The organism is Pseudomonas antarctica, assembly GCF_900624995.1.
Lineage (GTDB): Bacteria > Pseudomonadota > Gammaproteobacteria > Pseudomonadales > Pseudomonadaceae > Aquipseudomonas > Aquipseudomonas antarctica.
In genome coordinates, this window is the sequence record NZ_UYXQ01000052.1 from 1 (window position 1) to 25,699 (window position 25,699).

Annotated in this window: 29 protein-coding genes; 26 read left to right on the forward strand and 3 right to left on the reverse strand. The window is 59.0% G+C overall.

The features are described from left to right. From E0F99_RS19790 to E0F99_RS19915, 26 genes are all read left to right on the forward strand, one after another. Positions 1-520 (forward strand): phage portal protein family protein (locus E0F99_RS19790; RefSeq protein ID WP_130908882.1); only part of this gene is annotated, 520 nt, incomplete at its 5' end. A gap of 1 nt (position 521) precedes the next feature. Continuing rightward, positions 522-1,367, forward strand: a complete 846-nt coding sequence (locus tag E0F99_RS19795; RefSeq protein WP_083359084.1) for a phage head morphogenesis protein — start codon at positions 522-524, stop codon at positions 1,365-1,367. A gap of 1 nt (position 1,368) precedes the next feature. Then, positions 1,369-1,845 (forward strand): phage virion morphogenesis protein, encoded by a 477-nt coding sequence (locus E0F99_RS19800; RefSeq protein WP_083359085.1) that lies wholly within the window; start codon positions 1,369-1,371, stop codon positions 1,843-1,845. A 236-nt stretch (positions 1,846-2,081) separates the two neighbouring features. Then, positions 2,082-3,110 carry a peptidase gene (locus tag E0F99_RS19805; RefSeq protein ID WP_083359086.1) on the forward strand — a complete coding sequence of 343 codons (1,029 nt, stop codon included), beginning with the start codon at positions 2,082-2,084 and terminating at the stop codon, positions 3,108-3,110. A gap of 8 nt (positions 3,111-3,118) precedes the next feature. Then, the gene (locus E0F99_RS19810) at positions 3,119-3,487 is read left to right on the forward strand and encodes a head decoration protein (protein WP_083359087.1); all 369 of its coding nucleotides are present in this window, start codon (positions 3,119-3,121) and stop codon (positions 3,485-3,487) included. A 12-nt stretch (positions 3,488-3,499) separates the two neighbouring features. After that, positions 3,500-4,477 (forward strand): major capsid protein, encoded by a 978-nt coding sequence (locus E0F99_RS19815; protein WP_083359088.1) that lies wholly within the window; start codon positions 3,500-3,502, stop codon positions 4,475-4,477. 3 nt (positions 4,478-4,480) lie between these two features. Further along, a complete protein-coding gene (locus E0F99_RS19820; RefSeq protein ID WP_083359089.1) occupies positions 4,481-4,915 on the forward strand; it encodes a gp436 family protein in 435 nt (144 codons plus the stop codon). Beyond that, complete coding sequence (locus tag E0F99_RS19825; RefSeq protein ID WP_083359090.1) at positions 4,912-5,406, forward strand: Gp37 family protein; 495 nt, start codon at positions 4,912-4,914, stop codon at positions 5,404-5,406. Before E0F99_RS19820 ends, E0F99_RS19825 begins: the two co-directional genes overlap by 4 nt. Continuing rightward, the gene (locus E0F99_RS19830) at positions 5,403-5,657 is read left to right on the forward strand and encodes a hypothetical protein (RefSeq protein WP_083359091.1); all 255 of its coding nucleotides are present in this window, start codon (positions 5,403-5,405) and stop codon (positions 5,655-5,657) included. Before E0F99_RS19825 ends, E0F99_RS19830 begins: the two co-directional genes overlap by 4 nt. Beyond that, on the forward strand, positions 5,657-7,087 hold the full coding sequence (locus E0F99_RS19835) for a phage tail sheath subtilisin-like domain-containing protein (RefSeq protein ID WP_083359092.1): 1,431 nt from the start codon (positions 5,657-5,659) through the stop codon (positions 7,085-7,087). Before E0F99_RS19830 ends, E0F99_RS19835 begins: the two co-directional genes overlap by 1 nt. Beyond that, positions 7,087-7,608, forward strand: coding sequence for a phage major tail tube protein (locus E0F99_RS19840; RefSeq protein WP_083359093.1), 522 nt, complete (start codon positions 7,087-7,089; stop codon positions 7,606-7,608). Before E0F99_RS19835 ends, E0F99_RS19840 begins: the two co-directional genes overlap by 1 nt. A gap of 180 nt (positions 7,609-7,788) precedes the next feature. Then, positions 7,789-8,145 carry a phage tail assembly protein gene (locus tag E0F99_RS19845; RefSeq protein ID WP_083359094.1) on the forward strand — a complete coding sequence of 119 codons (357 nt, stop codon included), beginning with the start codon at positions 7,789-7,791 and terminating at the stop codon, positions 8,143-8,145. A 127-nt stretch (positions 8,146-8,272) separates the two neighbouring features. Further along, the gene (locus E0F99_RS19850) at positions 8,273-10,867 is read left to right on the forward strand and encodes a phage tail tape measure protein (protein ID WP_083359095.1); all 2,595 of its coding nucleotides are present in this window, start codon (positions 8,273-8,275) and stop codon (positions 10,865-10,867) included. Further along, positions 10,867-11,748, forward strand: a complete 882-nt coding sequence (locus E0F99_RS19855) for a phage tail protein (protein ID WP_130908884.1) — start codon at positions 10,867-10,869, stop codon at positions 11,746-11,748. The genes E0F99_RS19850 and E0F99_RS19855 overlap by 1 nt, the downstream gene beginning before the upstream one ends. Continuing rightward, on the forward strand, positions 11,748-11,954 hold the full coding sequence (locus tag E0F99_RS19860; protein ID WP_083359097.1) for a tail protein X: 207 nt from the start codon (positions 11,748-11,750) through the stop codon (positions 11,952-11,954). Before E0F99_RS19855 ends, E0F99_RS19860 begins: the two co-directional genes overlap by 1 nt. Next, entirely contained in the window at positions 11,942-13,057 is a 1,116-nt protein-coding gene (locus E0F99_RS19865; protein WP_083359098.1) for a phage late control D family protein, read from the forward strand. The genes E0F99_RS19860 and E0F99_RS19865 overlap by 13 nt, the downstream gene beginning before the upstream one ends. A gap of 26 nt (positions 13,058-13,083) precedes the next feature. Continuing rightward, positions 13,084-13,635: a phage baseplate assembly protein V gene (locus E0F99_RS19870; RefSeq protein ID WP_083359099.1), complete on the forward strand. Its 552-nt coding sequence runs from the start codon at positions 13,084-13,086 to the stop codon at positions 13,633-13,635. Positions 13,636-13,740: 105 nt separating this feature from the next. Beyond that, entirely contained in the window at positions 13,741-14,118 is a 378-nt protein-coding gene (locus tag E0F99_RS19875; protein WP_083359100.1) for a GPW/gp25 family protein, read from the forward strand. Next, entirely contained in the window at positions 14,102-15,223 is a 1,122-nt protein-coding gene (locus E0F99_RS19880; RefSeq protein ID WP_083359101.1) for a baseplate assembly protein, read from the forward strand. The genes E0F99_RS19875 and E0F99_RS19880 overlap by 17 nt, the downstream gene beginning before the upstream one ends. Beyond that, positions 15,216-16,346: a phage tail protein gene (locus E0F99_RS19885; RefSeq protein WP_162276192.1), complete on the forward strand. Its 1,131-nt coding sequence runs from the start codon at positions 15,216-15,218 to the stop codon at positions 16,344-16,346. The genes E0F99_RS19880 and E0F99_RS19885 overlap by 8 nt, the downstream gene beginning before the upstream one ends. Then, positions 16,343-16,708 (forward strand): hypothetical protein, encoded by a 366-nt coding sequence (locus E0F99_RS19890; protein ID WP_083359103.1) that lies wholly within the window; start codon positions 16,343-16,345, stop codon positions 16,706-16,708. The genes E0F99_RS19885 and E0F99_RS19890 overlap by 4 nt, the downstream gene beginning before the upstream one ends. 11 nt (positions 16,709-16,719) lie before the next feature. Then, a complete protein-coding gene (locus E0F99_RS19895; RefSeq protein ID WP_083359104.1) occupies positions 16,720-19,281 on the forward strand; it encodes a glycoside hydrolase family 78 protein in 2,562 nt (853 codons plus the stop codon). A 73-nt stretch (positions 19,282-19,354) separates the two neighbouring features. Beyond that, positions 19,355-19,924 (forward strand): hypothetical protein, encoded by a 570-nt coding sequence (locus tag E0F99_RS19900; protein ID WP_083359105.1) that lies wholly within the window; start codon positions 19,355-19,357, stop codon positions 19,922-19,924. Then, positions 19,918-20,229 carry a hypothetical protein gene (locus E0F99_RS19905; protein ID WP_083359106.1) on the forward strand — a complete coding sequence of 104 codons (312 nt, stop codon included), beginning with the start codon at positions 19,918-19,920 and terminating at the stop codon, positions 20,227-20,229. The genes E0F99_RS19900 and E0F99_RS19905 overlap by 7 nt, the downstream gene beginning before the upstream one ends. Next, complete coding sequence (avd, locus tag E0F99_RS19910; protein ID WP_130908885.1) at positions 20,226-20,582, forward strand: diversity-generating retroelement protein Avd; 357 nt, start codon at positions 20,226-20,228, stop codon at positions 20,580-20,582. The genes E0F99_RS19905 and avd overlap by 4 nt, the downstream gene beginning before the upstream one ends. 299 nt (positions 20,583-20,881) lie before the next feature. Further along, on the forward strand, positions 20,882-21,913 hold the full coding sequence (locus tag E0F99_RS19915) for a reverse transcriptase/maturase family protein (protein ID WP_083359107.1): 1,032 nt from the start codon (positions 20,882-20,884) through the stop codon (positions 21,911-21,913). Positions 21,914-22,004: 91 nt separating this feature from the next. Here the strand turns inward: E0F99_RS19915 and E0F99_RS19920 are convergent, their stop codons facing one another. The 3 genes from E0F99_RS19920 to E0F99_RS19930 form a co-directional block, all read right to left on the reverse strand. Beyond that, entirely contained in the window at positions 22,005-23,036 is a 1,032-nt protein-coding gene (locus E0F99_RS19920) for an aspartate-alanine antiporter-like transporter (protein ID WP_083359108.1), read from the reverse strand. Then, positions 23,029-24,411: a glutamate decarboxylase gene (gene gad / locus E0F99_RS19925; protein ID WP_083359109.1), complete on the reverse strand. Its 1,383-nt coding sequence runs from the start codon at positions 24,409-24,411 to the stop codon at positions 23,029-23,031. The genes E0F99_RS19920 and gad overlap by 8 nt, the downstream gene beginning before the upstream one ends. Before the next feature lie 569 nt (positions 24,412-24,980). Continuing rightward, the gene (locus E0F99_RS19930; protein WP_242626917.1) at positions 24,981-25,568 is read right to left on the reverse strand and encodes a helix-turn-helix domain-containing protein; all 588 of its coding nucleotides are present in this window, start codon (positions 25,566-25,568) and stop codon (positions 24,981-24,983) included. Positions 25,569-25,699: the final 131 nt, after the last annotated feature.

A 25,699-nucleotide genomic window follows, 5' to 3' on the forward strand; every position in this document is an offset into this window, starting at 1 on the left:
CGTGGCAGCTGCGCTCAATGGCGTTATTCGCCGGATCGTGGATCTCAATTTTGGCGAATCCGTGGCCGCTCCCCTGTACGACCTGTGGGAGCAGGACGAGATCGATAAAACGCTGGCTGAGCGTGATAAGAACCTCACCGACGCAGGCGTCAGGTTCACCCCGGCTTACTGGATGCGTACCTACAACCTGCAGGAAGGAGACCTCGCTGCGCCGGAGGTGGCCACCGCACCCACGGCAGAGTTTGCCGAGGCCACGCTCAAGCCCATTCTCGACCAGGTCGCGCTTGACCAGGTGATTGATGCATTGCCCGCGCAACTGCTGCAGGAGCAAGCCGAAAAAGCGATCGCCCCGTTGATCGAAGCCTTGCAGCAAGGCCGAACTGAAACCGAGGCCCTGGGCTTACTGGCTGAAGCCTATCCTCAGATGGACGACGTGGCGCTGCAGCAGACTCTCACCAAGCTAATGTTCATGGCAGACATGTGGGGCCGATTGACGGCCGCTGCTGATCGGGAAGACTGACATGGCCACCTCACCGAAGATGCCATCGCCTGCCGATCTCAAAGCCATCTTTGGCCTGGAGCCGGAGAATGCGGTCGAGTACATGAAATCGAAGGGTTATGCGATTACCTGGAACTGGCAGGAGATGCTCGACCAGGCGCACGACCAAGCCTTCACTGTTGCCAAAGCCATGCGCCTGGATCTGCTGTCGGATATTCGCGGCGCACTGGAAACTGCGTTGCAAGATGGCCAGACCCTCAAGCAGTTCACCAAAGCGTTGCAGCCTGTCCTGGAAACGCAGGGCTGGTGGGGCAAGCAGGTCATCGTCGATAGCAGCGGCGGCGCGGAGATGGTGCAGCTAGGCAGTCCGCGCCGCCTGAAGACGATCTACCAGACCAACCTGCAGAGCGCCTATATGGCTGGTCGCAAGGCCAGCATGGAAGAGACGGCAGATACGCACCCTTACTGGCGTTATGTCGCGATCCTGGATGGCATGACGCGGCCCAGCCATCGCGCACTGAGTGGCAAGGTCTATCGCCATGATGATCCTGTGTGGTCATCGATCTATCCGCCCAACGGGTTCAGCTGCCGCTGCCGAATCACATCGCTGACTGAGGCCGCCCTGACGCGTCGTGGATTTACGGTCGACAGCAGCGAGGGTCGCATGCAAACACGAACGGTTGAAATCGGCGCGGACAAGCGTACCGGCGAGATCCGCACCGCCCAGGTGACATCCTTGCGCACCACCGATAGCGAAGGTCGGGTCGCGGTTTTCAGTACCGATCCGGGTTTCAATCACGCACCAGGTGCAGGTCTGGCCGAGGCGCTCAAGCGCAAACAGGCAGCCTCCGCCCCGCAGGAGCAATGACATGTTCACCGTCGAGCTGGATCAGCAGCGCTTGCAAGATGTGCTGCGCAAGGTTGAATGGGCTGTAGGCGATCTCGCGCCTTTGATGCGATCAGTCGCCGCAGAGCTGGGCAGCATCACCGAAGAGAATCTGGAGGAGCAAGGCCGTCCAGACTGGACCGATTTGTCTGACGTGCGTATCGGCCAGCGCGAAAAGGATGGGACGTGGCCAGGTCAAATGCTGCAGGTCAGTTCCGCTGGCTTGGCAGCATCCATCTCCACCTATGCCACCGATAGCTCAGCCGTGGTTGGCAGTAACAAGCCCTATGCGGCCATGATGCATTTCGGCGGTACCAAGGCGGAGTTCCCTCATCTCTGGGGCGATATTCCCGCTCGACCTTACCTGCCGATGGACGCTGAGGGTGTCGTGCAGCCCGAAGCCGAGGAAGCAATCCTTGATCTGGCGATGATGCACCTGGGAAAAGCGGCCCGCGTGTAAGGCCGCAGGAGGCGATTAGGGGCGTTCAGCGCCCCGGTTCATCACGCCACACCCCCGAAGTCCGCTGTATATGCTTTATAAATCCCCGCTGCCGTCCTTTGCCCCTGTTGATCGGGTGCATATCCCGGCCACTTCATCACATTCCCTCGCGACAACTCTTTAAAGCCGATTAAAAGTCTCTGGCAGTCCATTGCATCAGGCTGTGTGCTTACCCCATCAAGCGCATGCCAATAGCCATGAAGCCACTCCATATTTTCAAGCCGGGTACCCATACCGCCATGAGCGGTGCCAGCTTCAACTTCAGCGAAAGTGATCTGGCCGCCACGGTGAGTGCTTACTCACCGGCATTGCACGAAGCGCCATTGGTGATTGGCCATCCCAAGCACGATGACCCGGCAATGGGCTGGGTGGAGTCTCTTCAGGCAACAGCTGAAGGCTTGATCGCCGTGCCGCAGCAGGTCGACCCGGCGTTCGCCGAGCTGATCGGCAAAGGCAGCTACAAGAAGATCTCAGCCTCGTTCTATCACCCCGACTCACCGAGCAACCCAGTGCCTGGCGTGTACTACCTGCGCCACGTCGGCTTTCTCGGAGCCCAGCCGCCTTCGATCAAGGGGCTGCGCTCCATCGATCTGGCTGGCACCGATGAAGGTGTCGTCGAGTTCGGCGACTACGGCCACGAGATCAGCTCGGGCTTGTGGCGCAAATTCCGCGAGTTCCTGATCGGCCAGTTCGGCGCTGAAACTGCCGACAAGGTGGCTCCGTCCTGGGAGATCGACAGCCTTGCCGAGCAGGCGCGCCGCAATGACCTGAATGCAGGCCCTTCCTATTCAGAACCCAAACCCACCACTGAGGTAAACCCCGTGACCGAGGAAGAACAGGCCGTATTGACGGCGGACAACGAGCGTCTTAAAGCCCAGATCGCCCGCCGCGACAAGGCCGACAAAGCCGCGACCCAGGAAGCGATCCATACCGGCCACACAGAATTCGCCGAGCATCTGGTGGCCAGCGGCATGAAGCCTGCCCACGTGGCTGCTGTGGTCGCTGCGCTGGACTACGCCGAGACCGGCGACAAGAGCGATAAACCTCTGGAGTTTGGCGAGGCCGACGACCGCCAGCCGCTCAGCGAAGGCTTGAAGTCCGTGTTCAAGGAGCTGACCGGTGCTGTCAGCTTCAGCGAGCAGGCCTCCAAGCACCGCGCTGGCAAGACCCAGGACAAATCCATTAACCCGCTTGTGGCTGACGCCGAAGCCCGTTCGAAACGATAGGAGGCTCCATGCCTACTTACACACCACCCAAAACGCTGGGTGATTTACTCCTGGTTGAAGCCGCTCCCGGCTGGACCAAGGAAAAAGCGCTGCTCGCGATGGGTGCTGTTTACCCGCTGGGCACCGTTCTGGCGAAGGTTAGCGGCAAGCACCAGGCGCTCGATCTGGCGGGCACAGGCGCAGCCAAAAAGGCCGCAGCTGTTCTCGGTGAGAGCGTGGATGCCACCGCCGCTGATACGCCTGGCGTGGTCATCGCTCGGGGTGCGGTGGTCGAGTTGGTAGAACTGCAATGGCCTGCCGGTATCACCGATGCCCAGAAAGCCACCGCCCTGGACGAACTTAACGCCCTGGGCATCGTCGCTCGTGCGGCGCTCTGATAGGAGTTGTACATGAATCTTCAAGACCTCTTCACCGTTGCAAGCCTTAGCGCATCCATCAACAAACTTCCTGTCATCCCGAGCAAAGTCGGTGCGATGGGCATCTTCGAAGAGAAAGGCGTCACCACCACATCGGTAGTCATCGACGAGTACGAAGGCCGCCTGGTGCTGGTGCCTAATACCTCCCGCGATGCCGATCCGGCAGCCGTGAAAGCTGGCAAGCGCGCCCGTCGTACGTTTGAAACGCTGCACTTGCCACTGTCTCGTCCGCTGCTTCCAAGCCAGCTGCAGGGCATCGCATCCTTCGGCCAGGAAACCGCCACAGTTCCCCAGGCAACGATCATCAATGATCACCTGCAGGAGCTGAAGAACAGCATCGAGTCCACCCGCGAGTTCCAGCGTGTGGGTGCGTTGCGCGGCAAGTTGCTCAATGCAGACGGCTCGGTTCTCTTCGATCTGTTCAGCGAGTTTGGCGTGGCACAGAAGAAGGTAACAGTCGCCCTCGGCACGGCAACCACCAACGTTCGCAAGGCCTGCCTGGATGCCAAGCGGCATGCTGAATCGAAACTCGGTGGTGTCATGGTCACCGGCTTCCGCTCCTTCTGCGGTCCCGACTGGTTCGACGCCTTTACCGAACATGAGAAGGTCAAGGCTGCGTTCGCCGGTTACCAGGAGGCGCAAGACCGTATCGGCGGTGATCTGCGTTCGGGCTTCACCTTCGGTGGCATCGAGTTTGTCGAGTACGACGTAACGGTCAGCGGCCAGCGCTTCATTCCGTCCAGCGTCGCCCAGGTATTCCCGGTGGGTAAAGGCGTCTTCAAGATGTTCAACGCCCCGGCGAACTACAACGAGACGGTCAACACCGTGGGCTTGCCGTTCTACAGCAAGGGTGAAGAACGCAAGATGGGCAAAGGCTGGGACGTAGAAGCGCAGGCTAACCCGTTGGCCATGTGCTTGTTCCCTGAAGCCCTCGTCGAACTGTCGTTCTAGGCCATGCGCTACTGCACCCGCGCCGATATCGGCAGCGCCATCCCAGAGATGACGCTGATTCAGCTCTCCAACGATGACCCCTCGGCCATGCAGCCGAACGAGTCCGTGATCGAGGATGGCGTGCGCCAGGCCGAAGAGCTGGTCGACGGTTATCTGCGCGGGCGCTACACCTTGCCGCTCGATCCGGTCCCCACGGTGCTGCGCGATGCCGTGGTCTATCTGGCACGACACTGGCTGTATCAGCGTCGGCCAGAAGGCTCGTTGCCGGATCCAGTCAAGGACAGCCGCAAGGACACCATCAAGCTGCTGGAAAGCATTCGTGATGGTGTCGTCACCCTGGGCATGCCGTCAGGCAAGGCGGCTCCCGAGCCCGGCGAAATCCGGGTCCGCTCCCGTCGCCAGCAGTTTGGCAATGATTTATGGAAGGGCTACCAATGAGTCAGCCGTTGATTCAGCCAAAGACCCAGACCGAGCAACTGATGATTGCCATCGTCGAGCGCCTGAAAGCGCACTTCGATAAAGAGCTGATGGTCGAGCTGTTCCCGGAAAGCCCGGCTCAATACCGGCTTAACCATTCTCGCGGCGCAGTATTAGTGGCCTTCGGCAAGTCATCGTTCGACGACTCCGAATCGACCGATGCCATGTTTCAGGCCCGCAAGATCGTGCTGCGCTTGACCTTTGTGTTCCGGCAGTTGAACGGCAAGGACGGGGTGATTAGCTACCTAGATCGAGCTCGTGGCGCGCTGGCTGGCTGGAGGGCACCGCACTGTGATGTGGCCTGCCGTCCAGTCGCTGAAGCGTTCATCGGCCAGGTCCAGGGCATTTGGCAATACAGCCTCGACATTTCCACCCGTGCAACCCAGTTGCAAATCATGGAGCCCGAAACCGGGTATCCCCTGACTCAGACCCGTTTCGAGGATCTCCCGTGAAACTGACCCGCTATTTGTACAAAGGCCCGCAGAGCGCGGCGACGCTTCGCTTAGTGGCTGAATCCGGCAAGCCTGCCGAGCTGCTCGAAGTACAGCTGATCCCTGGCAAGCCTGTCGAGCTACCTGAAGGTCATGAGTATGTTCAGGTACTGCTCGTCCTCAAACACCTAGAGTTGCTTCCAGGCGATGCTGCCGAAAGCGCTGTGGTCGATGCGCCAACTGCGCAAGACAAGAAAGGAGCAAAAGCCTGATGGCTGCTAACTATTTGCACGGTATTGAAACCCTTGAGATCTCCCGAGGGGCGCGACCCATCCGCATTGTGAAGTCGGCAGTCATTGCGCTACTCGGTACCGCACCGGTCGGGGCGGTGAATGCGGTCACGCTGTCGCTGAACGAGACCGACGGCGCTCAGTTTGGTCCTGATGATCTGGACGGCTTCAGTATCCCCAAGGCGTTGTCGAGCATCTACGACTTCGGCGCAGGCACTGTGCTGGTGGTGAATGTTCTGGATCCGTTGATCCATCGCACCAACGTTTTGGGCCAGGCCCGCTCCTTTGGCGACAACGAACTGTTGCGATTGGGTCATGGCGCACTGCAGCTGCTGGCGCTAAAACCGGCTACGGGCAATGGCGCTGCCTACGCACTCGGCGTCGATTACACCGTCGATATGCTGACTGGCAAGGTCACCCGATTGGCCGCTGGCGCCATCCCGGTAAACGGTTCGGTCCTCGCCGACTACACCCATGCAGATCCGAGCAAGGTCACGCCTGCCGATATCGTCGGCGCGGTCAACATTGCAGGTCAGCGAAGCGGGCTCAAAGCGTTCCAGGACAGCTACAACACCCTGGGCTTCTTCGCGAAAATCTTCATTGCTCCAGGGTTCAGTCAGCTCAATTCGATCAGCGTCGAGCTGATCGCTGCCGCCACTCAGGTTGGCGGGGTCGCTTACATCGATGCGCCGATCGGCACCACGGTGCAGCAGTGCATTGCCGGTCGCGGGCCTGCAGGCGCGATCAACTTCAACACCAGCAGTGACCGGGTACGCTTGTGCTATCCCCACGTGAAAGTGCTCGACACCGCCACCAGCGGTGAGCGCCTGGAGCCTTTGTCGATCCGCGCTGCTGCTCTTCGGGCAAAGATCGACAATGACAAGGGTTACTGGTGGAGCAGCTCCAATCAGGAGCTGATTGGCGTGATCGGGCTGGAGCGGCCATTGACCGCTCGTGTTGATGACGCAAGCAGCGAAGTCAACTTGCTCAACGAAAACGGCATCACCACCGTGTTCAACTCCTTCGGTACCGGGCTGCGCTTGTGGGGTAACCGCACTGCTGCCTGGCCAACCGTGACGGAGATGCGCAACTTCGAAAACGTTCGTCGCACCAAGGACATCATCGACGAATCGATCCGCTACAGCTCACTGCAATTCGTTGACATGCCGATCACCGATTCGCTGATCGACAGCATCACCGAAAGCGTCAATCTGCTGTTTCGCAAGTTGATTGGCGATCAGGCGTTGATCGGTGGGGAGTGCTGGTATGACCCTGCCCGCAACCCTCAGACAGAACTGCAGCTCGGCCACGCGCTGTTCAGTTACAAGCTGACCGTGCCTTTGCCGCTTGAGCGAGGCACGTTCGAAACCGAAATCACCGGCGATTACCTGGTCAACCTGGGAGCAGCATAATGAGCTTCAGTGCGCACCGCATTTCCAATGCCAACATCTATCTGGACGGGGCCAGCTTTTTCGGCAAAGCCGAAGAAATCGACCTTGGCTCCGTGAAAGCGGTGATGTCCGACTTCCAGGGGCTGGGCATGATCGGCTTGATCGAGCTGCCGGATGGCTTCGATAAGATGGAAGGCAAGATCAACTGGAACAGCCTGTACGGCGACGCCGCCACCAAGCTTGCAACGCCTTTCAAAAGCGTTGCGCTGCAGTGCCGGTCCAACGTGCAGGTGTTTGATAGCACTGGCTTGGTGAAGGAGATCCCGCTGGTCACGATGATGACCATCACCTTCAAGGAATACAAACTGGGTAGCCACAAGCCTCGTGATCCGGCCAAGTATGAATCACCGTTCTCGGCCACTTATGTGCGCCAGGTGCTTGATGGGAATGAAGTCCTGCTGCTGGATTACCTGGCGAACATTTTCAAGGTAAATGGCGAAGATCAGCTGGCAACGTACAGGAAGAACATTGGCCAGGCTTAACGGTTGCGCTGGATGCGCCTGATCTGACACAGCCCCATGGACGGGGCAGCATGGATGCAACCCTGAAGCCCCGCCACCGTGCGGGGCTTCTCTTTAAAGCGTATTAAAAGCCGAATCGCTCACCAGGTGCGAACCTCTGGACTCTTTCAGAGCACTCCCACTTCACCTGGAGCAATATCGATGGCTGCCTCTCTTAGCATTCCTCTCAAGTTTCCCTTCACTACCGCAGCGGGCGATCGCCTGACCGCGCTGCCCGTGATCCGGCTGAAGCGTAAGGACATCGGCAAGGCCCAGTCCTACAGCAAGGACGAGGGCGTGATTGAAGATTTTCTCCTCGCCAAAATGACCGGTATGACCATCGAAGATCTTAACGATCTGGATATCGCCGACTCCAAAACCGTTACCGAGGTGTTTCGGGGAATGGCTAATGGAGAAGACCTGGCTGCACTCTTGGGACGAAGCGCTGCTGATGGTGCTAAAGATGCAGCCCTCGGAGATAGCGAATCTGGAGATGCCGGAATACCTGCGCTGGGTTGATGTGTGCAGTCGGGAGATCGACAGACGCATCGAAGCTGCAGAAAAGATGCGCTCGCAATGAGGGGCATCGCAGGAGCCGGGCCTTACTGCTCGGTTGGCACAGTTTCACGCTCCAGGCGTAATCAATATGGCGAATGAAGTTCTTGTCGGGCTCCGGATCGGCGCGGCTGTTTCCGGCAGTTTGCAGTCCGCGTTCGGATCTGCACGCTCCACCGTCCAGCAGCTCGGGCGAGCAACTGACAGCCTGACCGCCCGACAAAAACTCATTGGTACGGAGCTCGCCGCGTCACTCGCGCGCGGCGGTACCGGTATCGAGCGCCTGCGCAACCAGTACACGCAAGTGGGTCGCACCCTTGATCAACTGAAGATCAAGCAGGAGCAGCTCAACACCAGCATTGCACGCGGCGAAACCCTAAAAAATCGACGTGGAGAGTTGCGCGGGCAGGCCATGGAGACGATTGGTACGGCTGCCGTTCTGGGCGCGCCGGTCGTGCAATCCATGCGCACCGCCATCGACTTCAAGGATCAAACCAACGACATCGCCATCACCGGCGGCTTTGATGCTGCTGAGGAAGAGCGTCTCGGCGGCGTAATGCGTGGTGCTGCGCTGAGGTGGAATCAGACTCAGACTGAAGTGGCAAAAGGTACTGCAGTGCTGATCGCTGGCGGCATATCCAGCGCAAAAGAGCTGGCTGCTTATGCGCCAGTGATGGCAAAAACGGCAACTGCTACGCGGGCCAGCATGGATGATTTGGGGTCTGTGGCCATCGCGCTGAATGACAACCTCGGCATCGGCGCTGCGGGTCTTGAGCGCTCCATGAACATGCTGGCCTACGCCGGTAAGCGAGGCCAGTTCGAGCTGGCCGACATGGCTAAATGGCTGCCTCAGTTGACTCCGCAGTTTGCCGCCCTGGGCATAACGGGTGAGCGAGCCGTTGCTGAGATTGGTGCATCGTTGCAAATTGCGCGTAAGGGTGCGGGTAGCAACGACGAGGCGGCCAACAACTTTAAAAACTTTTTGTCGAAAATTACTGCGAAGGACACTTTGAAGAGTTTCAAAGACGCAGGTATTGACCTAAAAGACGCTATGAAAAACATGGTCAGCCAAGGTATGACGCCGATGCAGGCCATGCTCGAAATCATCACCAAGTACATGAGCACGAAGGGGCCAAAGGCAGCTGGTGAGTTTCAGAAAGTGATGGCCCTCAAGGATGATAAAGAGCGTGAGACGGCACTGGCCCGGCTGAACGAATCATACAAGTTGGGTGAATTGTTCGCGGACCAGGAAACGCTGGCTTTTATTCGTCCCGCTATCGCAAACCGAAACGAGGGCGCAGATATTCAGAAAGGTAGTTTTGGCGCCGCCGACCAGGGCGGTGATGGCGATTGGAATAAGCGGATGGAGAGCCCGCGAGAGCAAATGAAGGCGCTCTCGATAAATCTGTCGGAACTGGGCATCACTGTTGGCAGCGTCCTGTTGCCTGCACTTGTAGACATAACTAAGGCAGCTCTGCCAGTCGTCCAGTCATTCGCCACTTGGGCAGGTGAAAACCCAGCCCTGGTGAAGGGTGTGGTCGGTCTGGTCGCGGGCTTGCTGACAGCCAAGCTGGCGTTCATCGGCGTGGCCTACGGCGCTAACCTGGTGATGTCGCCCTTCGCAGCGGCAACGACCGCCGTCACGTCGATGTCCTCCAAATGGCTGCTGCTGCGGGCCGCGTGGCAGATGGGCAAGTTTGCTCCGGCGATCTCGGGCCTGAAGATGCTGGGTGGCGGACTGATGACCACGCTCAGATACAGCGGCATATTCCTGCGTGGTATCGGCATGGCGTTTGGTGCGCCGCTCATGATGGCTGCTCGCGGCGGTCTCATGCTCGGCAAAGTACTGGGAGGGACATTGCTGTTCGGCCTGAAGCTCGCAGGACAGGCCATTCTTTGGCTTGGCCGCGCACTGTTGATGAACCCCATCGGTTTGGCCATTACCGCTATTGCGCTGGGTGCCTATCTTATTTACCGATATTGGGAGCCCATCAAAGGCTTCTTCGGAGGTCTTTGGAGCGAGATAAAGACTGCCTTTAACGGGGGATTTGCGGGAATTGCCGGACTGATTATTAACTTTTCCCCGTTGGGCCTGTTTTATCGGGCCTTCGCCGGAGTCATGAGTTACTTCGGAGTTGAGTTGCCTAGCAAGTTCAGTGAGTTCGGCGGCAATATCATCAGCGGCCTGATCAGCGGCATCAGCGCCAAGCTTGAAAGTGCGAAGGAAACCGTGGTCGGCATTGGCACTTCGATCAAGGGCTGGTTTACCGAGACGCTGGGCATCCAGTCGCCGAGCCGGGTGTTCATGGGCTACGGTGCCAACATCAGCGAAGGTGCCGCCATCGGTATTGCCTCGCAGTCCGGCCTCGTTCGCCAGGCAGCACTGGGCATGGCCGACCAGACGGGCGTCGCGATGCGCCTTCCTAATCTGAATGCGCTTACTAGCGCCAACATGGCGGGCGCTGATGGATACGCAGGTGCGGGCTCCATGGGCGGCGGAGCTGGCGCGCAGCCTCTGCAGGTGACTTTCTCTCCGGTCATCAACGTGCCGGGCGGTGAAGGCGTTGGCAACCAGGTCTCCCAAGCATTGAATACAAGCTATGCCGAGTTCGTCAGGTTCATGGAGCGCTTCCAGCATGACCAGGGACGCCGCAGCTACGGACCACCAGCTGGAGGACGCACCTGATGTATGCAGTATTGGGAAAGATAGAATTCGAAGTGGCCAGCGGCATCACCGGCATGGAACAGAGCAGCACTGCCGATTGGGCTGAGCATTTGCTGATCCAGGGCAAGCCACTCCTGGAGTGGATCGGCGACGGCCTCGACGAGCTTAAATTCAGCATGCAGCTGCATCCGTGGCTGGGCGACCCCGAGGTCCGCCTGCGCACCCTGCGCGAGGCAAAGAGCAAGCACGAGCCGCTGGCGTTTGTCCTGGGCAGTGGGGAATACGTTGGCGCTTTCGTGATTACGGACATCAGCAACACGCCTCGCCGGACCTCGGCTGACGGTCGACTTTATTCGTCGAACGTCCAGGTCAGTCTGCGCGAATACGCCGGGCCATTCACGCCCAAGGTCGTTAAGGCTGGCCTGATTGATTCGGCGGTACAGTCCACTACGGCAGCGAAGATCGCGACGCCGGCGCTAATCTCCAAGCTTGCGCCGGCACTGACCGCGACCCAGCAAGTAGTGGGCTATGCGCGCCAGGCCGGGACGATGATCCAGCAGGCGAAAACCATTTACGACGCGGTGAAGAATTTCAATCCGATGACGCTGCTGACTCAGGCACCGCAACTCGCCGCTCTGGCTGAGCGAGCGCTGGGTCCGATTGGCGGCCTGACAGAGGCCGCGAGCTTTATCCGCGAGGGGCAGGACATCGCCCAGTTGGGTCAGAGCCTGTATGGCAGCGTCAGCGGCGCACGCTCTAGCTTGAGCCCGCTGGATCTGGGCAATGTGGCGGATCGATTCGAGACTTCTGGCAACTACATTACCCAGGCATACGACCGGCTCGATGGAGCTTCAACGGGCCTGACCGGCCTAGCCGCTCAAGTCATCACCAGGAGAGCCTGATGTTCCTGACCCATGTCACAACTGAAGGCGAGCGGTGGGACCAACTGTCGTGGAAGTACTACGGAGATGCGCACCGCTATCACCCGATCGTCGAGGCCAACCCTCACGTGCCGATTACCGGGGCGCTGCCCGCTGGTTTGAAGCTGGCCATCCCGGTACTTGATCCCGTGGTATCCAGCGAGGATCTGCCGCCATGGATGCGCTAGTACCAGGAGAAGTGCCCGAGGCGCGCTTTGTGCTGACCTACCAGCAACGCAACATCACCCGCGACATCACCAAACACATGACCTCGATCTCCTACTCGGACTTCCTGACAGGCCAGGCTGACACCTTGGATATCGAACTGGAGGACTCCGAGGGCAAGTGGTTGGATGCCTGGTATCCCGGCCATGGTGACGCGGTTGCGCTGTCCCTGGGCTGGTCCGGCAAGCCGCTGCGCGTGCTGAGCCGCCTGGAGATTGACGAAGTGGACTTCAGTTCTGCCCCGGCCACGGTCGGCATCAGGGCGATCGCAACAGGCATCAACACGGCGCTGCGCACCACCGAGCACAAGGCCTACGAGAACACCACGCTTGCCGCCGTGGCTCAGGAGGTCGCTGGTCGCCTAGGCCTGACTCTGGTGGGCAGCATCGAGCCGATCAAGCTGGATCGCCTGACACAGCAGGAGTCCGATCTGGAGTTCCTGCGCAACTTGGCAGATGAATATGACTACGCCTTTAAAGTGACCGGCTCGCGCCTGGTGTTTCACGCCATCAGCGAGCTGGCCAAGGGCAAGCCGGTCGCCCAGTTGATGCTGAAAGACCTCAGTGGCGTACGCTTGCGAGACCAGATCAGGACCGTGCCGGAGAAGGTGTCGGTCAAGCACAAGGATCCGGCCAGTAAGAAGCTAATCTCTTACGACATTCAAAACGGCGAGACCGTGGCGGTGCCGAGCAGTAGCAGTGGCGCGACCACCAGTGCCGACACCAAGAAACAGCGCAAGCGTTCGGCCTCTGAAGAGGAATCCAAGGCAAAGGCCAAAGCTGACCTGGCTAAATCAAACAGGGAGCGCACGACGGGCAACTGGTCGATGATGGGTCAGCCAAATCTGGTCAGTGGCAACGTCGTCACCCTGGTCGCGGCGGGAAAGATGGGCGGCAACTATCTGATCCTGTCTGCGCAGCACCGGATTACCCGTGGCGGTGGCTACACGGTCGAGCTGAGCCTCTGCCGTGTGTCCGCGATCTCCATATCACTGTCATTCAATGCCTCCAAGCCTGATCTAGCGCTGTCGACCTATGGCTTTCAACAGGATGGTGCCCTTGCATAACCTCACGGCAGCAGGAGGCCTTTTCCATGGGCGTTGAACTGGAATACGGCGAAGTGAGCGCGGTGGATCACAAGGCTTGCCGGATCCGTGTGCGCCTGGATGACCGTGACGGCGTTGAGAGCTATTGGCTGCACGTGCCGCAGCGCAACACCCAGGGCACCCAGCGCCGTCCGTTGATGCCTGAGCTAAATGAGCAGGTGGCGGTACTGCTCGATGCCGATGGCGTCGGCGGTGTTTACCTGGGAGGCATCTATTCCACCGCTGAGCCGCCACCAGTCGTCGATGAAGACACTGACTATGTGCGGTTCAGTGACGGCACAACCCTGACCTATGACCGTGCGGCCCATGTGATGGCGCTGGATTGTGTCGGAGCCACCACGCTCAAGTGCGCCAAGAATCTGAGCGTCGAATGCGGTGAGCCGGTGTCGGTCAAGGCTCCATCGGCCACCCTGGACGTTCCTGAGGTGCAGTTGAATGGCAACCTCACGGTGAGCGGCAATGTGGAGGTCGGCGGTAACGTCAATGCGGGCGGCACCGTGATGGATGGTGGCGGCAACTCGAATCACCATAGTCACTGATCACCCTATATATATATATAGAAGGATGTTCGGCTGACCGGCCTGCACGGGAAGCTTTAAACCAGATTAAAAGCTAGCAGGCGCGCACCTCCTCAATATGGGCGCATGACGACGCCTATCTCCTATACCAGCATCACCGCAGCCCACTGGCAGCCAGCACTTGGCACTGCCGGTGCGGTCGTGGAAGGCCTGCGTGATATTGACCAGGCTATTCGCATCATCCTCACGACGCCCAAGGGCAGCGACCCACACCGCCCGACCTTTGGCAGTGACATCCACCTCTATATCGACTGGCCTGTTAATCGGGTTGTGCCGCATCTGGTGCGCGAGGCCGTGGACGCTATTCGCCTTTGGGAAACTCGGGTGACAGTGGTGCGGGTCAATCCAGCCATTGAAGCCGCCCAGGTCACGCTGACGGTTGTATGGCGGGTCGCAGACGGTGTGCCTCAGTTGACGGAGGTGCCGTATGCGCGAGCTGCCTAAGCCAATATTCGTCGTGATCGATCCTGCCGCCACCGAAGCGGATCTGATTGCGCGGTATGAAGAGAAGTCGGGCAAAACCCTGTATCCGGCGCAGATCGAACGTCTTTTCATTGACCAGATTGCTTACGCCACCACCGGCCTGCAGATGTCCATTCAGAATGCTGGTGAGCAGCTATTGGTGCGGCACAGCAACGGCCCGATTCTGGATTACCTGGGTGAGCTGGTCGCGACCCCTCGATTGTTGGCGATAGCGGCTCGTTGCACGGTGCGCTTCACCATTGCGCTGCCTGCAACTCAGCCGATGCTGATCCCTGTCGGTACACGAGTGGCCACTCAGGACGCCAAGCTGGCATTCGCCACTGATGAAGACGTGCTGATCCCTGCTGGCCAGGCTCAAGTCACCGTCACTGCGACCTGCAGTACGGTCGGCGAAGCCGGTAATGGTTGGGCGATCGGGCAGATCAGCGTCATCGCCAATCCACCGTTCGCCGGTCTGCTGGCCACCAACATCACGGTGAGCTATGACGGTGCCGAGGATGAGGGCGACGATCGCTACCGTGAGCGCATCATTCTCGCCCCTGAGGCTTACTCCAATGCTGGCAGCCGTGGGGCGTATCGTTATCACGCCATGGCCGTGCATCAGTCGATTAAAGATGTGGCGGTGCATGGCCCAGCTGAAGGCCAGCAACCGGGCCATGTCGCGTTGTTCCCGCTGACCACCAGCGGATTGCCGACCGCCGATCTGCTACAGCGCGTACTGACCTTGGTGAGTGGCGAGAAGGTGCGGCCCCTCTGTGACACCGTGCATGCGCTGCCCCCGGTGCAGGTTGATTACTCGATCAGCGCTCGCATCGTCTTCTTCAACAGTGCCGATCGCTTCACTACTATGGCGCGAGTTCAAGCTGCCGCCGAAACATACGCGCTTGAGCTGAGTGTCGGTTTAGGTGTCGATATCGTCCCTGAGCAGCTGATCGCACGGCTTCAAGTGGCCGGTGTGTATCGGGCCTTTGTCGAGCAGCCAGCGGTTCCGCGTGAATTGCTGGGCAACGAATGGGCGGTCTGTTCCTCGATCCAGTTGATCGATGGAGGGACGTCCAATGGCTGATCAACAGCTACCCCCAGCGCTGGCCGGTGATGAGCGGTTCGTTTGGCTGAATGATCTCCTCAACGAGAACATGCAGCGCCTCGATCTCGACCCGATGCTCGTCTACCTGGTAGACCTGGTGCCGCCTTCGCTGCTGCCGGTCCTTGCCGAGCAGTTTTCCATGCTGGAAGAGGCTACTTGGCCGGTCGCCAGATCCGACGATGACCGGCGAGCGCTGATCAAGACCGCGATCATGTTGCACCGCTATAAAGGCACGCCCTGGGCAGTCAAGCAGGCGCTGGCCACCATCGGTTATCCGGTCCTTGAGCTGATCGAGCAGAAGACTTACCAGGCCGAATGGATGGCTGCTGGTGGCAAAACCCTCGACGGCACCTGGCTGCTCGATGGCAGTATCAGCCTCACCCCGCCTGCTACTGGCATCAATGGGCAGGTCATGAAGCGCATCGCCATGAGCCACTGGGCCCAGTACGCGATCCGCCTCAACGCGTCCGAGGGCGACTGGTCTCGCGACCAACAGAAACGCATTCGCCAGGTCGCAGAGGCCTACGCACCAGCGCGTGACGAGCTGGTCGGCATCATCATTGCGCTACAGGCAAAGTTCGATTCACGAATCACCATCAAGTCGATGGCCGCGCGCCTGCGCTTGAAGTACTCCAAGTGCCAGCGCTTCCAGCCTGCAGCGCGCCGCACGCTGGATGGCTGCTGGAAACTCAACGGCGGATATGCCGATGTCTTGCTCGACGGTGGTTGGTCCCTTGATGGGCGGTCACTCAATGGGCATACGCCGACCGGCGCGACCCTGGACAACAGTCACATCACCACCCATCAAAAGATCAAGTTGCGTGCCGTCATGGCCATGGGTGGCCCGCGTGCTTCTGGACCGGTCCTCTTAGGCGATCGCTTTCGTGCGCTGGATGGCCGCTGGGCTCTGGACACCCAAACACTTCAGGGTTGGCCGATGGATGAAGGCCGAAGCCTTGCCGATGCCCAGCTCGACCGCGTTGGCCTGCATCGCCTCGACGGCACCTGGCTGCTGGGCGGCGAACTGGGCGGACCAAACATCAGATTCCGCGCCACTTTGCGCGTTAAACACAACGGCATTACGACCCAGGAACCGCTATGAGCAATCCGACTGCCACACCGACCACGCTGGCCTATCGGCACCAGGTCGCGGTTAGCGCCGCAACTGGTGCAGCAATTTCCAAAGCCGCCTGGATGGCCTTCGGGTCGGGTAGCAAGGCGTATTCGCCGGACGAGGACGTGGCCCTCGTGGTTGAGTTCGCCCGCGTTCCAGTGACCAACATTGTGGTAGGCGCTGTGCTGACAGTCAGGGGCAACATGGGCGGAATCCTGGCTGCAGACAACGTCCTGCGCGAGTTCGGTGTGTTTACCGAGTCGGGCGTGCTGATGGGTCGCCGCGTCGTTAAGCCAAAAGAGTTCGAGTCCACCAGCGAGATCGAACTCGATCTTGATTTTGAATACTGAGGAACACCGTCATGCCGTTGACCCCAAGTCCAAATCCTGTCTTCTCCGCCAGCGTACCCGCGCTGACAACCTCCAGTGTCGCCCACCCGGACACGTGGAATCCGATTCACCAGGCGCTGCTGGACAATGACGCAGCTATTAATAAGGCAGTTGGCGATAACAAGGCCGCAGCCGATCTGGCCATCGACTCGCTGGATGAGCGCCTTGGCGGCGTTGAGTCGTCGAGCGCCGTCTCAGTGCAAAAGGCAGTTGATCTCGACTGGCTGTACCGCAACAACGTAGTGCGCTTTGAAATGTTCGTTCCGGGCTACACGTTGATCGATCTGGAGCCAATCACTGTTGTCCAGGGCGTCAATGGCGATGACTCTATCGACCTGGCGTCCACCTCCCAGCTGCGCCCAGGTGGGTTTTATGTCCTGAGTGATACGGCTGCAGTTGACGCCAACGGCGACCCGGCCCCGGCATCGGCCCTGGTGCAAGTGCAAACCGTACTGTCAGCGGCCCGCATCCGTCTCGCGGCCAACCTGTCACGCGACTGGGGCCCGTCGGCAACTCTGCGTCGCTCCAGTATCAAGGTGCTGGGCGCGTCCCGCGCCGCTGCCATGCCAGGCGATATCTACCTGACTCGCTCGGTCAATATCGGTACCGACACCGCTGGTGGTGCGGTCGTGATTCGCCGCTCGCTCAACTCGGGCATGGCTCGTCTGTACTACCGCGACGGCTACCAGCCGACGTGGAAAGAAACCGGCTGGTCGTTGCGCCGTACCGATGGCGATATCCCGACCGGCTACGCCGATTACGAATACATTCTGCCGATGCGTGGCGACGGCTGGCTGCGCCTGGACATCTCGGGCGAAGCGATGAGCATCGCTCATCTGGTCGCACTGGGCACGCCGACTGGTCTTGGCGGCTTTATCAACCCGGATCTGCGCCCGGCCACGCCGCTGATCAGCACGCCTGCAGCCGCTGCAGCTGGGGTGATGGAGCGTCCAACGCTGGCTTTGGTGGGCTACAGCTCGCCATCGGGCAACACCCAGGCGGCGGTCCAATTCCAATTGTCCACGACAGCCGCCTTCGTTTCGATCCTGCATGACTCTGGCGTCCTCGACTCTGGGTTGTCGTATGCCTTACCTGCTGCCGTGCTGGTCGCGGGAACGACTTATTACTGGCGTGCTCGCGTCCAGGACGTGGCGGGCTTGTGGTCGGATTATTCGGCTGTTTCCAGCTTTGCCACGGCCGCTTCGTTTGTGTATGTCGCCGCGCCGAGCATCACCGGACCTGCCGCAAACGCCGTGGATGTGCCTGAGCAACCAACGCTGACCAGCTCGCCCTTTGTAGTGTCGGGCGGCGCTGATACCCATGCGGCCAGCCAATGGCGGATTCGTACGGCGGCAGGTACTTACGCGGCCCCCGCCTGGGATAGCGGCACCGACGCGGTGAACAAGCTGACGGTGGTAGTGCCTGCTGGCAAGTTGCTGCCGGGTCAGCTGAGCCATTACCTGCAGGTGCGTCATCAGGGCACCGCCAAGGGCTGGTCGGAGTGGTCGACCGAAAGCAAGATCACCACCAAAGCGCAGTTCGCCAACGTGATTGGTATTGCGCTGCTCGCTACAGGCGGCGGCGCTGGTACTTGGGCTCGTGTGGATGAAAACGGCGTAACCAAGGTGACAGACGCTTCGTTTTTCAGCTCGCACGCCACGTACGGCGCAATCCAGGACCAGGTGGTCGACAGCCAGAACATGGTCAGAATCCCGGCCTTCTATGTGAAGCGCGGCACCATTGCCTCGGGCGCAAACTTCGGCAAGAAGGCGGTATGGATTTCCGACCAGTCAGCGACAGGCTTCACCTTGCACCCGGCATTCAAGAATGCGGGAGCGGATCTCGGGCAGTTCTGGGTGGGCAAGTATCAGGGCACGACTGATGGCGCGAAGCTGGGCTCTAAGCCTGGCCTGATGCCGCTGGCCAGTATCGATTTCCCGAACATGCAGGCCCGTGCAGCAGCACGCAACACGGCGGGCGTCAGTGGTTTCGCGCTGTGGTCGATCTACCAACTGTCCGCCATTCAGACGCTGGCCATGATCGAAATGGGCGGCGCTGATTCGCAAGCCTTGATCGGTCAGGGCAACGTCAGTACCAGCGCCGTGCAAGCGGTGGACAGCACGACGGTTGCACAGGCCACCTGGCGCGGCATCGTCGGGCTGTGGGGCAACGTCTGGCAGATGGTGGACGGCCTGCAGACCGATGCATCGAACCGGTTCAAGGTCTGGGGCCGCAACGGCAACAAGTCGTACCTGACCACCACGCGTACCGGTCCAGGCAGTGGCTACGTGGTAACCATGGCCGAGGATGCGGGCGTCGATTACGACCTCCGCGACATCTTTGCACCGGCCACGATTGACGGGTCGGCTAGCAATGGCAGTTATGGCGACTACGTCTATTCCGCCGCTAATGCCGTGGCGTACCACGGTGGCGGCTACGGCGACGGCTCGAACGCCGGGCTGTTCTTTCTGAACGTCAGCAGCGCCGCGTCGGACGCGTTCACGATCGTCGGCGGCCGCCTCGCAAAGGTGTAATGGGTCCCGTGACCTGTGTCATGTCTTTGGGCTAGCCCGCCGAGCGGGCGCCCTTTGCTCTTAGGAGAGCGCTTTGAAAATTGAAAATGGAACATTGAGCGTCAACGGCCAAACCATTGCTCTGGCCGATATCAGCGTTGACGGGCTAGTCCGCGTCTGGCTGGTACCGTCCGAGTACCGAGCGAACGGCCTGTTTGTCGCCGTGATCTTGCCGGGCCAGCCGGACGAAGTCCCGGCCTGCTCATTTGACGCCGCCGAGTATCTGGGCGAGATCACATACGAAGCTGCTGCCCCGCACAAGCTCGCCGCCGCCAAGGCCGCCAAGCTGGAGCAGATCAACGCAGCGTGTGATCTGGCCTTAGCATCACTGACCAGCACCTACCCACCCGGTGAATTGCAGAGCTGGCCACAGCAGGTGCAGGAAGCGGCGGCGTTTCTGCTAGATCCTCCGGGTCCGACTGCGCTGTTGTCGGCCATTGCCGAAGTGCGCGGCTTGACGGTTGCGGATCTGGCGGGGCGTGTGCAGGCCAAGGCCGAGGGCTACGCCGCCTATTCGGGGGCAATCATCGGCAAGCGCCAAGCTGCCGAGGATCTCCTCGACAATGCTGAGTCGCTTGAAGAAGTGGCGGCCATTGTATGGTGAAGCGCATTGCACTGGGCATGGTCCTGCTGTTGCTCTGCGCGTTCGTGACTTTGGTCGCGCTCTGCTGGATGTTCCTTGCTGTGCTGGGTAACAGCACACGGGCCTGGCGCTTGGCCGTTTCATTTGACCAGCTGGCCAATACCGCATTTGGCGGCAGCGAAGATGAAACGATCAGCTCTCGCGCTGGCAAGGCTACGCGACAGGGCAAGCGATGGGGCTGCTTGCTGTGTGGGCTGCTTAATCGCTTCGAGCCCGACCACTGCGAGAAGAATATCGAAGCAGATGAAGGGAAGATGTCAGCGTGAGCGATGCCCAATTGACCTTGCTGACCAGGCTTGAAGAGCTGGATGCCTACACGCATACCGTATTGCACCAGTTCCCCAAGCTTGAGCGGCACCTGCTTTGCGCCGAGCTAAGGGCTGTAACCAATCATTTATTGCGTCTTACGGTGGTGGCTTGGAAGCGCCGCCAGAAGACGGCGGCACTGTTTGATCTGGACGTTGAGATCGAGATCTTCCGCCACCTGGTGCGCAAAGCGCACCGGCTCACCTACATCAACACGCACCGATTGGACGTATGGATGCGTCACGTCAACGAGGTGGGCCGGATTGTTGGTGCGTGGATCAAGCATGAAGGGTTAGCAGCAGTTAAGAAGTAAAGAGCATTGGGGGGAGGCTTATTACGGTGGCAACTACGGCAACGGCTCGAACGCCGGGCTGTTCTATCTGAACGTCAACAACGCCGCGTCGAACGCGAACACGAACGTCGGCGGCCGCCTCGCAAACGATTATCGCCAGAAGGCATCGGACCCACGGGTCCGTGTCCAGCGCGCTTCCTTTGGAGCCTCTCTCCAGACCATGTAGTCAAAGATTTACAGGGCATCGCGGCTAGTAGCTTCGGCGAATGTGGCGATGCCCGCCCTCATTTTTCGCCCTCATATGGGCTAAGGCTTATGTTGTGCCGATCACCACCAATGGCCTCTGGGGCCAGATAATTGATTTTGATAACCTGTACCAAGCCTATCTGGAGGCGCGTCGTGGCAAGCGTGATCGATCCTCTGTAATGCGCTTTGCCGCCAATGTTGAAGAAAACCTCGTCAACCTGCAAAACCATCTGATCTGGAAAAGCTGGGCACCCGGCAAGCCTCGCGAATTCGTGGTTAAAGAGCCCAAGCTGCGCCTGATCCAGGCACCACCGTTTGCCGACCGCGTCACCCATCACGCCCTGGTGCGAGTGGTCAACCCGCTCTTCGAGCGCAAGTTCATCAGTGACTCCTACGCCTGCCGCGTCGGCATGGGCACCCAGGCGGCTGTGGCGCGGGTTCAGCACTTCATCAGGGTTGCGAAGCGCAAGCACGGCGACGGCACGTATGTACTCAAGGCCGACATCAGTAAATTCTTCGCGAGCATCAGACACCATGTCTTGCTGCGGGAGATCGAGCGCACCATCTCCGATAAGAACGTGTTGTGGCTGTGGCGGCAGATCATCAGCGGCTACGGTAATGAGACCGGCATCGGCTTGCCGGTTGGCGCGCTCACCAGCCAATTAGGAGCCAACATCCTGCTCAGCCGACTGGATCATGCTGCCAAGGATCAGATGGGTATCAAGCACTACGTGCGGTACATGGATGACTTCATCGCCGTGCTGCCCAATAAGGAGTGTGCCGCAGCGGCTCTGAGCGAGCTGGCAACGGAAGTGGCAGCGCTCAGCCTGGAGTTGAATCCTAAGACGGCAATTCATCCTTGGCAGCGGGGGTTGGATTTCTGCGGTTACCGCATATGGCCAACCCACATCTTGCCCCGCAAGCGGAACATCAAGCGGGCGCGGTCATCGTTCCGGGCATTGATGGCGAGATATAAAGCGGGGCTGATCAGTCAGCAGCACGTCAGGCAACGAGTCTGCAGCTTCCTCGCGTACACGAAGCACTGCGACGCCAGTCGCACGGTCGAAGGAGTGCTTGGTGATCTGAGGTTGGTTAGAGGACGCTGATAGTTCGGAAGGCATTAGGTGGGTCGGGGCTCACACCCGACCCCTGTTTTCGTTATTCTGTTGCGGTGGATGCAACGAATCCAAAAACGATTTATCTCAGCAAATCCACTTCATTTTTCGCGCCGCGCATCACGATCAGATCCAAAACCTCACCGTCGCGCACGACCTGGATGATGGGTACTTGCGGAAAATCGATGGCCAGTTGCGACAGTTTTTGGCCGACGAAATCCTTGTGGGTAACGGCAAAAGCGCGCAGATCATAGGGCGAAAAGCCCATGACCAACGCACCAGGCGCGCCGGGGACGGGATCCGTCGCGCCACCGCTGAACTGCGCCTCGGCCAGTTTTGCCTCGGCTTTGGCATCGTAGCCGAAGATGCGCGGAAGGTAGCGGATGAGCAAGATGGTAAACACGGTCGAAAGGACATAGCTGATCGCATAGGCCGCCGCCATATTGGCGCCGACTTGTTCGACGCTCGTGCCGGCAGGCGGGACATAAGCCCCGCTGGCAAGAGCGCTCTGACCGACGCCCAAGATCGCTGTGATGGTGTAGCTTCCTGATATCAGCCCTGTGGCATAGCCCGGCGCTAGGCCGACCAGTTTGGCGCCGAAATAGCAGATGACCCAGTTCAGGCTCCAGACGATTACACCGATCCCGACGAAGGCCAGCCCTCCTTTTCGTAGACCTGAAAAGAATTGCGGTCCCACCTTTAAGCCCAAGGCATACATGAACAAGAGCAGCATGAACGACGAAAGGATGCCAGGGATGGCATACGTGATGCCATAAGCCGCCTGGGCAATCATAGACAGCACGACGCCGACCAGCAGTGTGCCTGCTGTCGAACCCAGCGATATAGTCTTGAAGCTAAACTTGCCGATCAAGGTGCCAATCGCGAGCGCGAGTAGGACGAATGCGATGGGCTGGTTATCCAGAAGCTGGAAAAAGCCGTGTAACCCAGCCTCTGTCACGGGCTTGATCGTTTCGAACACCTGCCCGATCACCCCGCTTGCCGAGGGCCCCTCACTGACCTGGGCCGCCGCAGGACCGGCGCATAACATTGCCAAGAGTGCCCCCCAGACAACGCGCATCAAGATTGTCCGATCGCGACTCGCGATTTTAAGCATGATGGAATCCCGGCTTCGCTGTGGAGTTGGGGACCGGGTTCTCCAAGAGGTGGTCAATCGCGCGTTTTAGATCGTCCAGTAAAAGCTGCGCCAGGTCTCGACTGACGCCGTGACGAATGAGAATGCGCTGAACCACCGTCGTTTGCCGATTCAACGGTAGAGGATAAGAGGCGATCAGCCAGCCTCGCATCCGCACCCGTTCTGAGAGGTCGTAAAGCGTAAAACCGCAATTTTCGTCCTTGAGTTTGTAGGCAACGGCCGGAATACCCCCATGGCCGTCATAGACCATTTCGAACTGTTTGATCTTGGCGAGTTCGGCACCCAGCCATTGAGCCGTATCCGAACAGGCCTTCTGAACAGCCGTGTATCCGTCCCATCCAAGCCTCAGGAAGTTGTAATATTGCGCGATGATCTCGCCGCCGGGGCGCGAAAAATTCAGGGCGAAGGTCGGCATGTTACCGCCGAGGTAATCGACGTAGAAAATGAGTTCCTCGGGGAGGTCTTCCTTGGACGACCAGATCACCCAACCACATCCGAGCGGTGCAAGCCCGTATTTGTGACCTGATGCGTTGATCGACCGAACCCGTTTGATCTTGAAATCCCAAACGAGGTCTTTTTGGATAAACGGCGCGATGAAGCCACCGGAAGCTGCGTCTACATGGATGGGAATGTCGAAGCCCAGGTCGCGCTGGATGGCATCTAGCTCCTTAGCCAATGCCTCGACCGGTTCATAGACGCCGGTAAACGTCACACCCAGCGTGGCCACGACACCGATGGTATTTTCGTCGCAATACTTGCGTAAGTCTTGGGGTTTGAGCCCAAGTGCATCGCCCTCAAGCGGTACCTCCCGAATCTCGACATCAAAATAACGCGCGAACTTCTGCCAGCATATCTGCACGGGACCGGTAACGATGTTGGGCTTGAAGGTGTCTTTGCCCGCCGCTTCGCGCCTTTTACGCCACTGCCACTTGAAGGCCAGCCCACCTAGCATCGCCGCCTCACTGGAGCCTGTCGTCGAACAGCCTATCGTTTCGCGCGATTTATCGGCATGCCAAAGGTCGGCAATAATATGGACGCAGCGGTTCTCGATCTCGGCAGTCTGTGGATATTCGTCCTTGTCGATCATGTTCTTGTCAACGGCTTCGGTCATTAGCTGCTTGACCTCGTCCTCAACCCAGGTCGTACAAAAGGTCGCGAGGTTCTGACGCGAATTTCCGTCCAGCATGAGTTCATCACGCACCAGCGCATAAGCCGCGCGAGGCTCTGTGCGGCCCTTGGGAAGCCGGTACTTAGGGAGGCTGTGTTGCGAGGCGTCAGTGGCGTAAATGTCCTGCAAGCTGGACTGATTTTCTGGATTAACGCGATGAATTGGCATGATATTTCCTTTGAAGTACAGGTCGCCGTTGGAGGCCAAGTACGTGATCTTGGAAGGTCGGGGCAGATACGTTCGAAGGCACATTGACAGTACCTATTTCTAACTTTGTCGAAATGGATGTCGCCACGTTATCCTCGCGCTCAGATGTCCCAAAACTAAGCGCTGAACTTCAATCCGTCTGTCTGTTAACGCACACACCCAAGGTGGCTGGTTTCGGGGTATGCCAAAGGTCGGCGATGATGTGCACACAGCGGTGTTCTATCTCTGCTGTTTGCGGGTATTGATCCGATGGCATTCACGCGTATTAAGAGGAATGTTGACTGCTGGGTTTTGTACCCACCTTCCAGGGGTTTATGTCTGGGGTTTGATTGGCAGCCAAGGTCACACGCCCCAAAGTGCTTGATGTCATCGCAATCATGGGGTGAGGGGGCAAACACGCACAGCGTCGGAAACGACTCATGAACACTGAGTGCGCAGCGTGGATAAGACGTGCCTGTAGGCGGCGAGATACGCGTTTTGTTAATCGTCATACGTACAACTGCTCCGGTCTGTATTGACCCAGAGGTGGATCACGCTGACCGGCTTGTATGACGGTGTTGGCAAAACGCTTTTAACCGAACGATGTCGATGATCTCGACGCTACGCCCTTCAACCGTCATTAAGCTCAGCTCGCGCAGGCGCGCAATCGCCCGGCAAATCGTTTCGGACCTTACGCCAATCGACAAGGCAATGTCCTCACGCGACATGCGCAATAGAAACCGGTGCGCTGAGTAGCCCCGTTCTGCAAAGCGTTTGGACAGCCCTAACATGAAGAGTGCCAGGCGTTCTTCTGAGTTGTAGTGCCCCAGCGTGAACAGTCTGCTTTGACCGTGGGTGATTTCTCGACTGAGCATTCTGCTGAGGTTCAAGCGCAATGCGGGCAGTTCGCGGGCGAGACTTTCGAGGCGCCGATAAGAAAGCATATACGCCTCACTGTCCTCCAGTGCCACCGCTGAACATAAATGCAACTCTCCCGTCATGGCTTCCAGGCCTAACGGTTCTGCTGACATGGTAAACCCTGTGACCAGGCTAAACCCTTGATCGCTGACCAGAACGTTTTTAAAACTACCGTGCCGTACAAAGTATAAATATTGTGCGTTCCCGCCCGCGTGATACAGCTAAGCGCCTTTGTTAATGCGCACCGTGTGGGTAATTAATTCATCGAAACGTTCACCCTGCGCCGCTGGGCGTTCCACCGACAAAAACGCCCAATAAATACCGGATTGACCAAGGTCCTTACCGGGTTTTA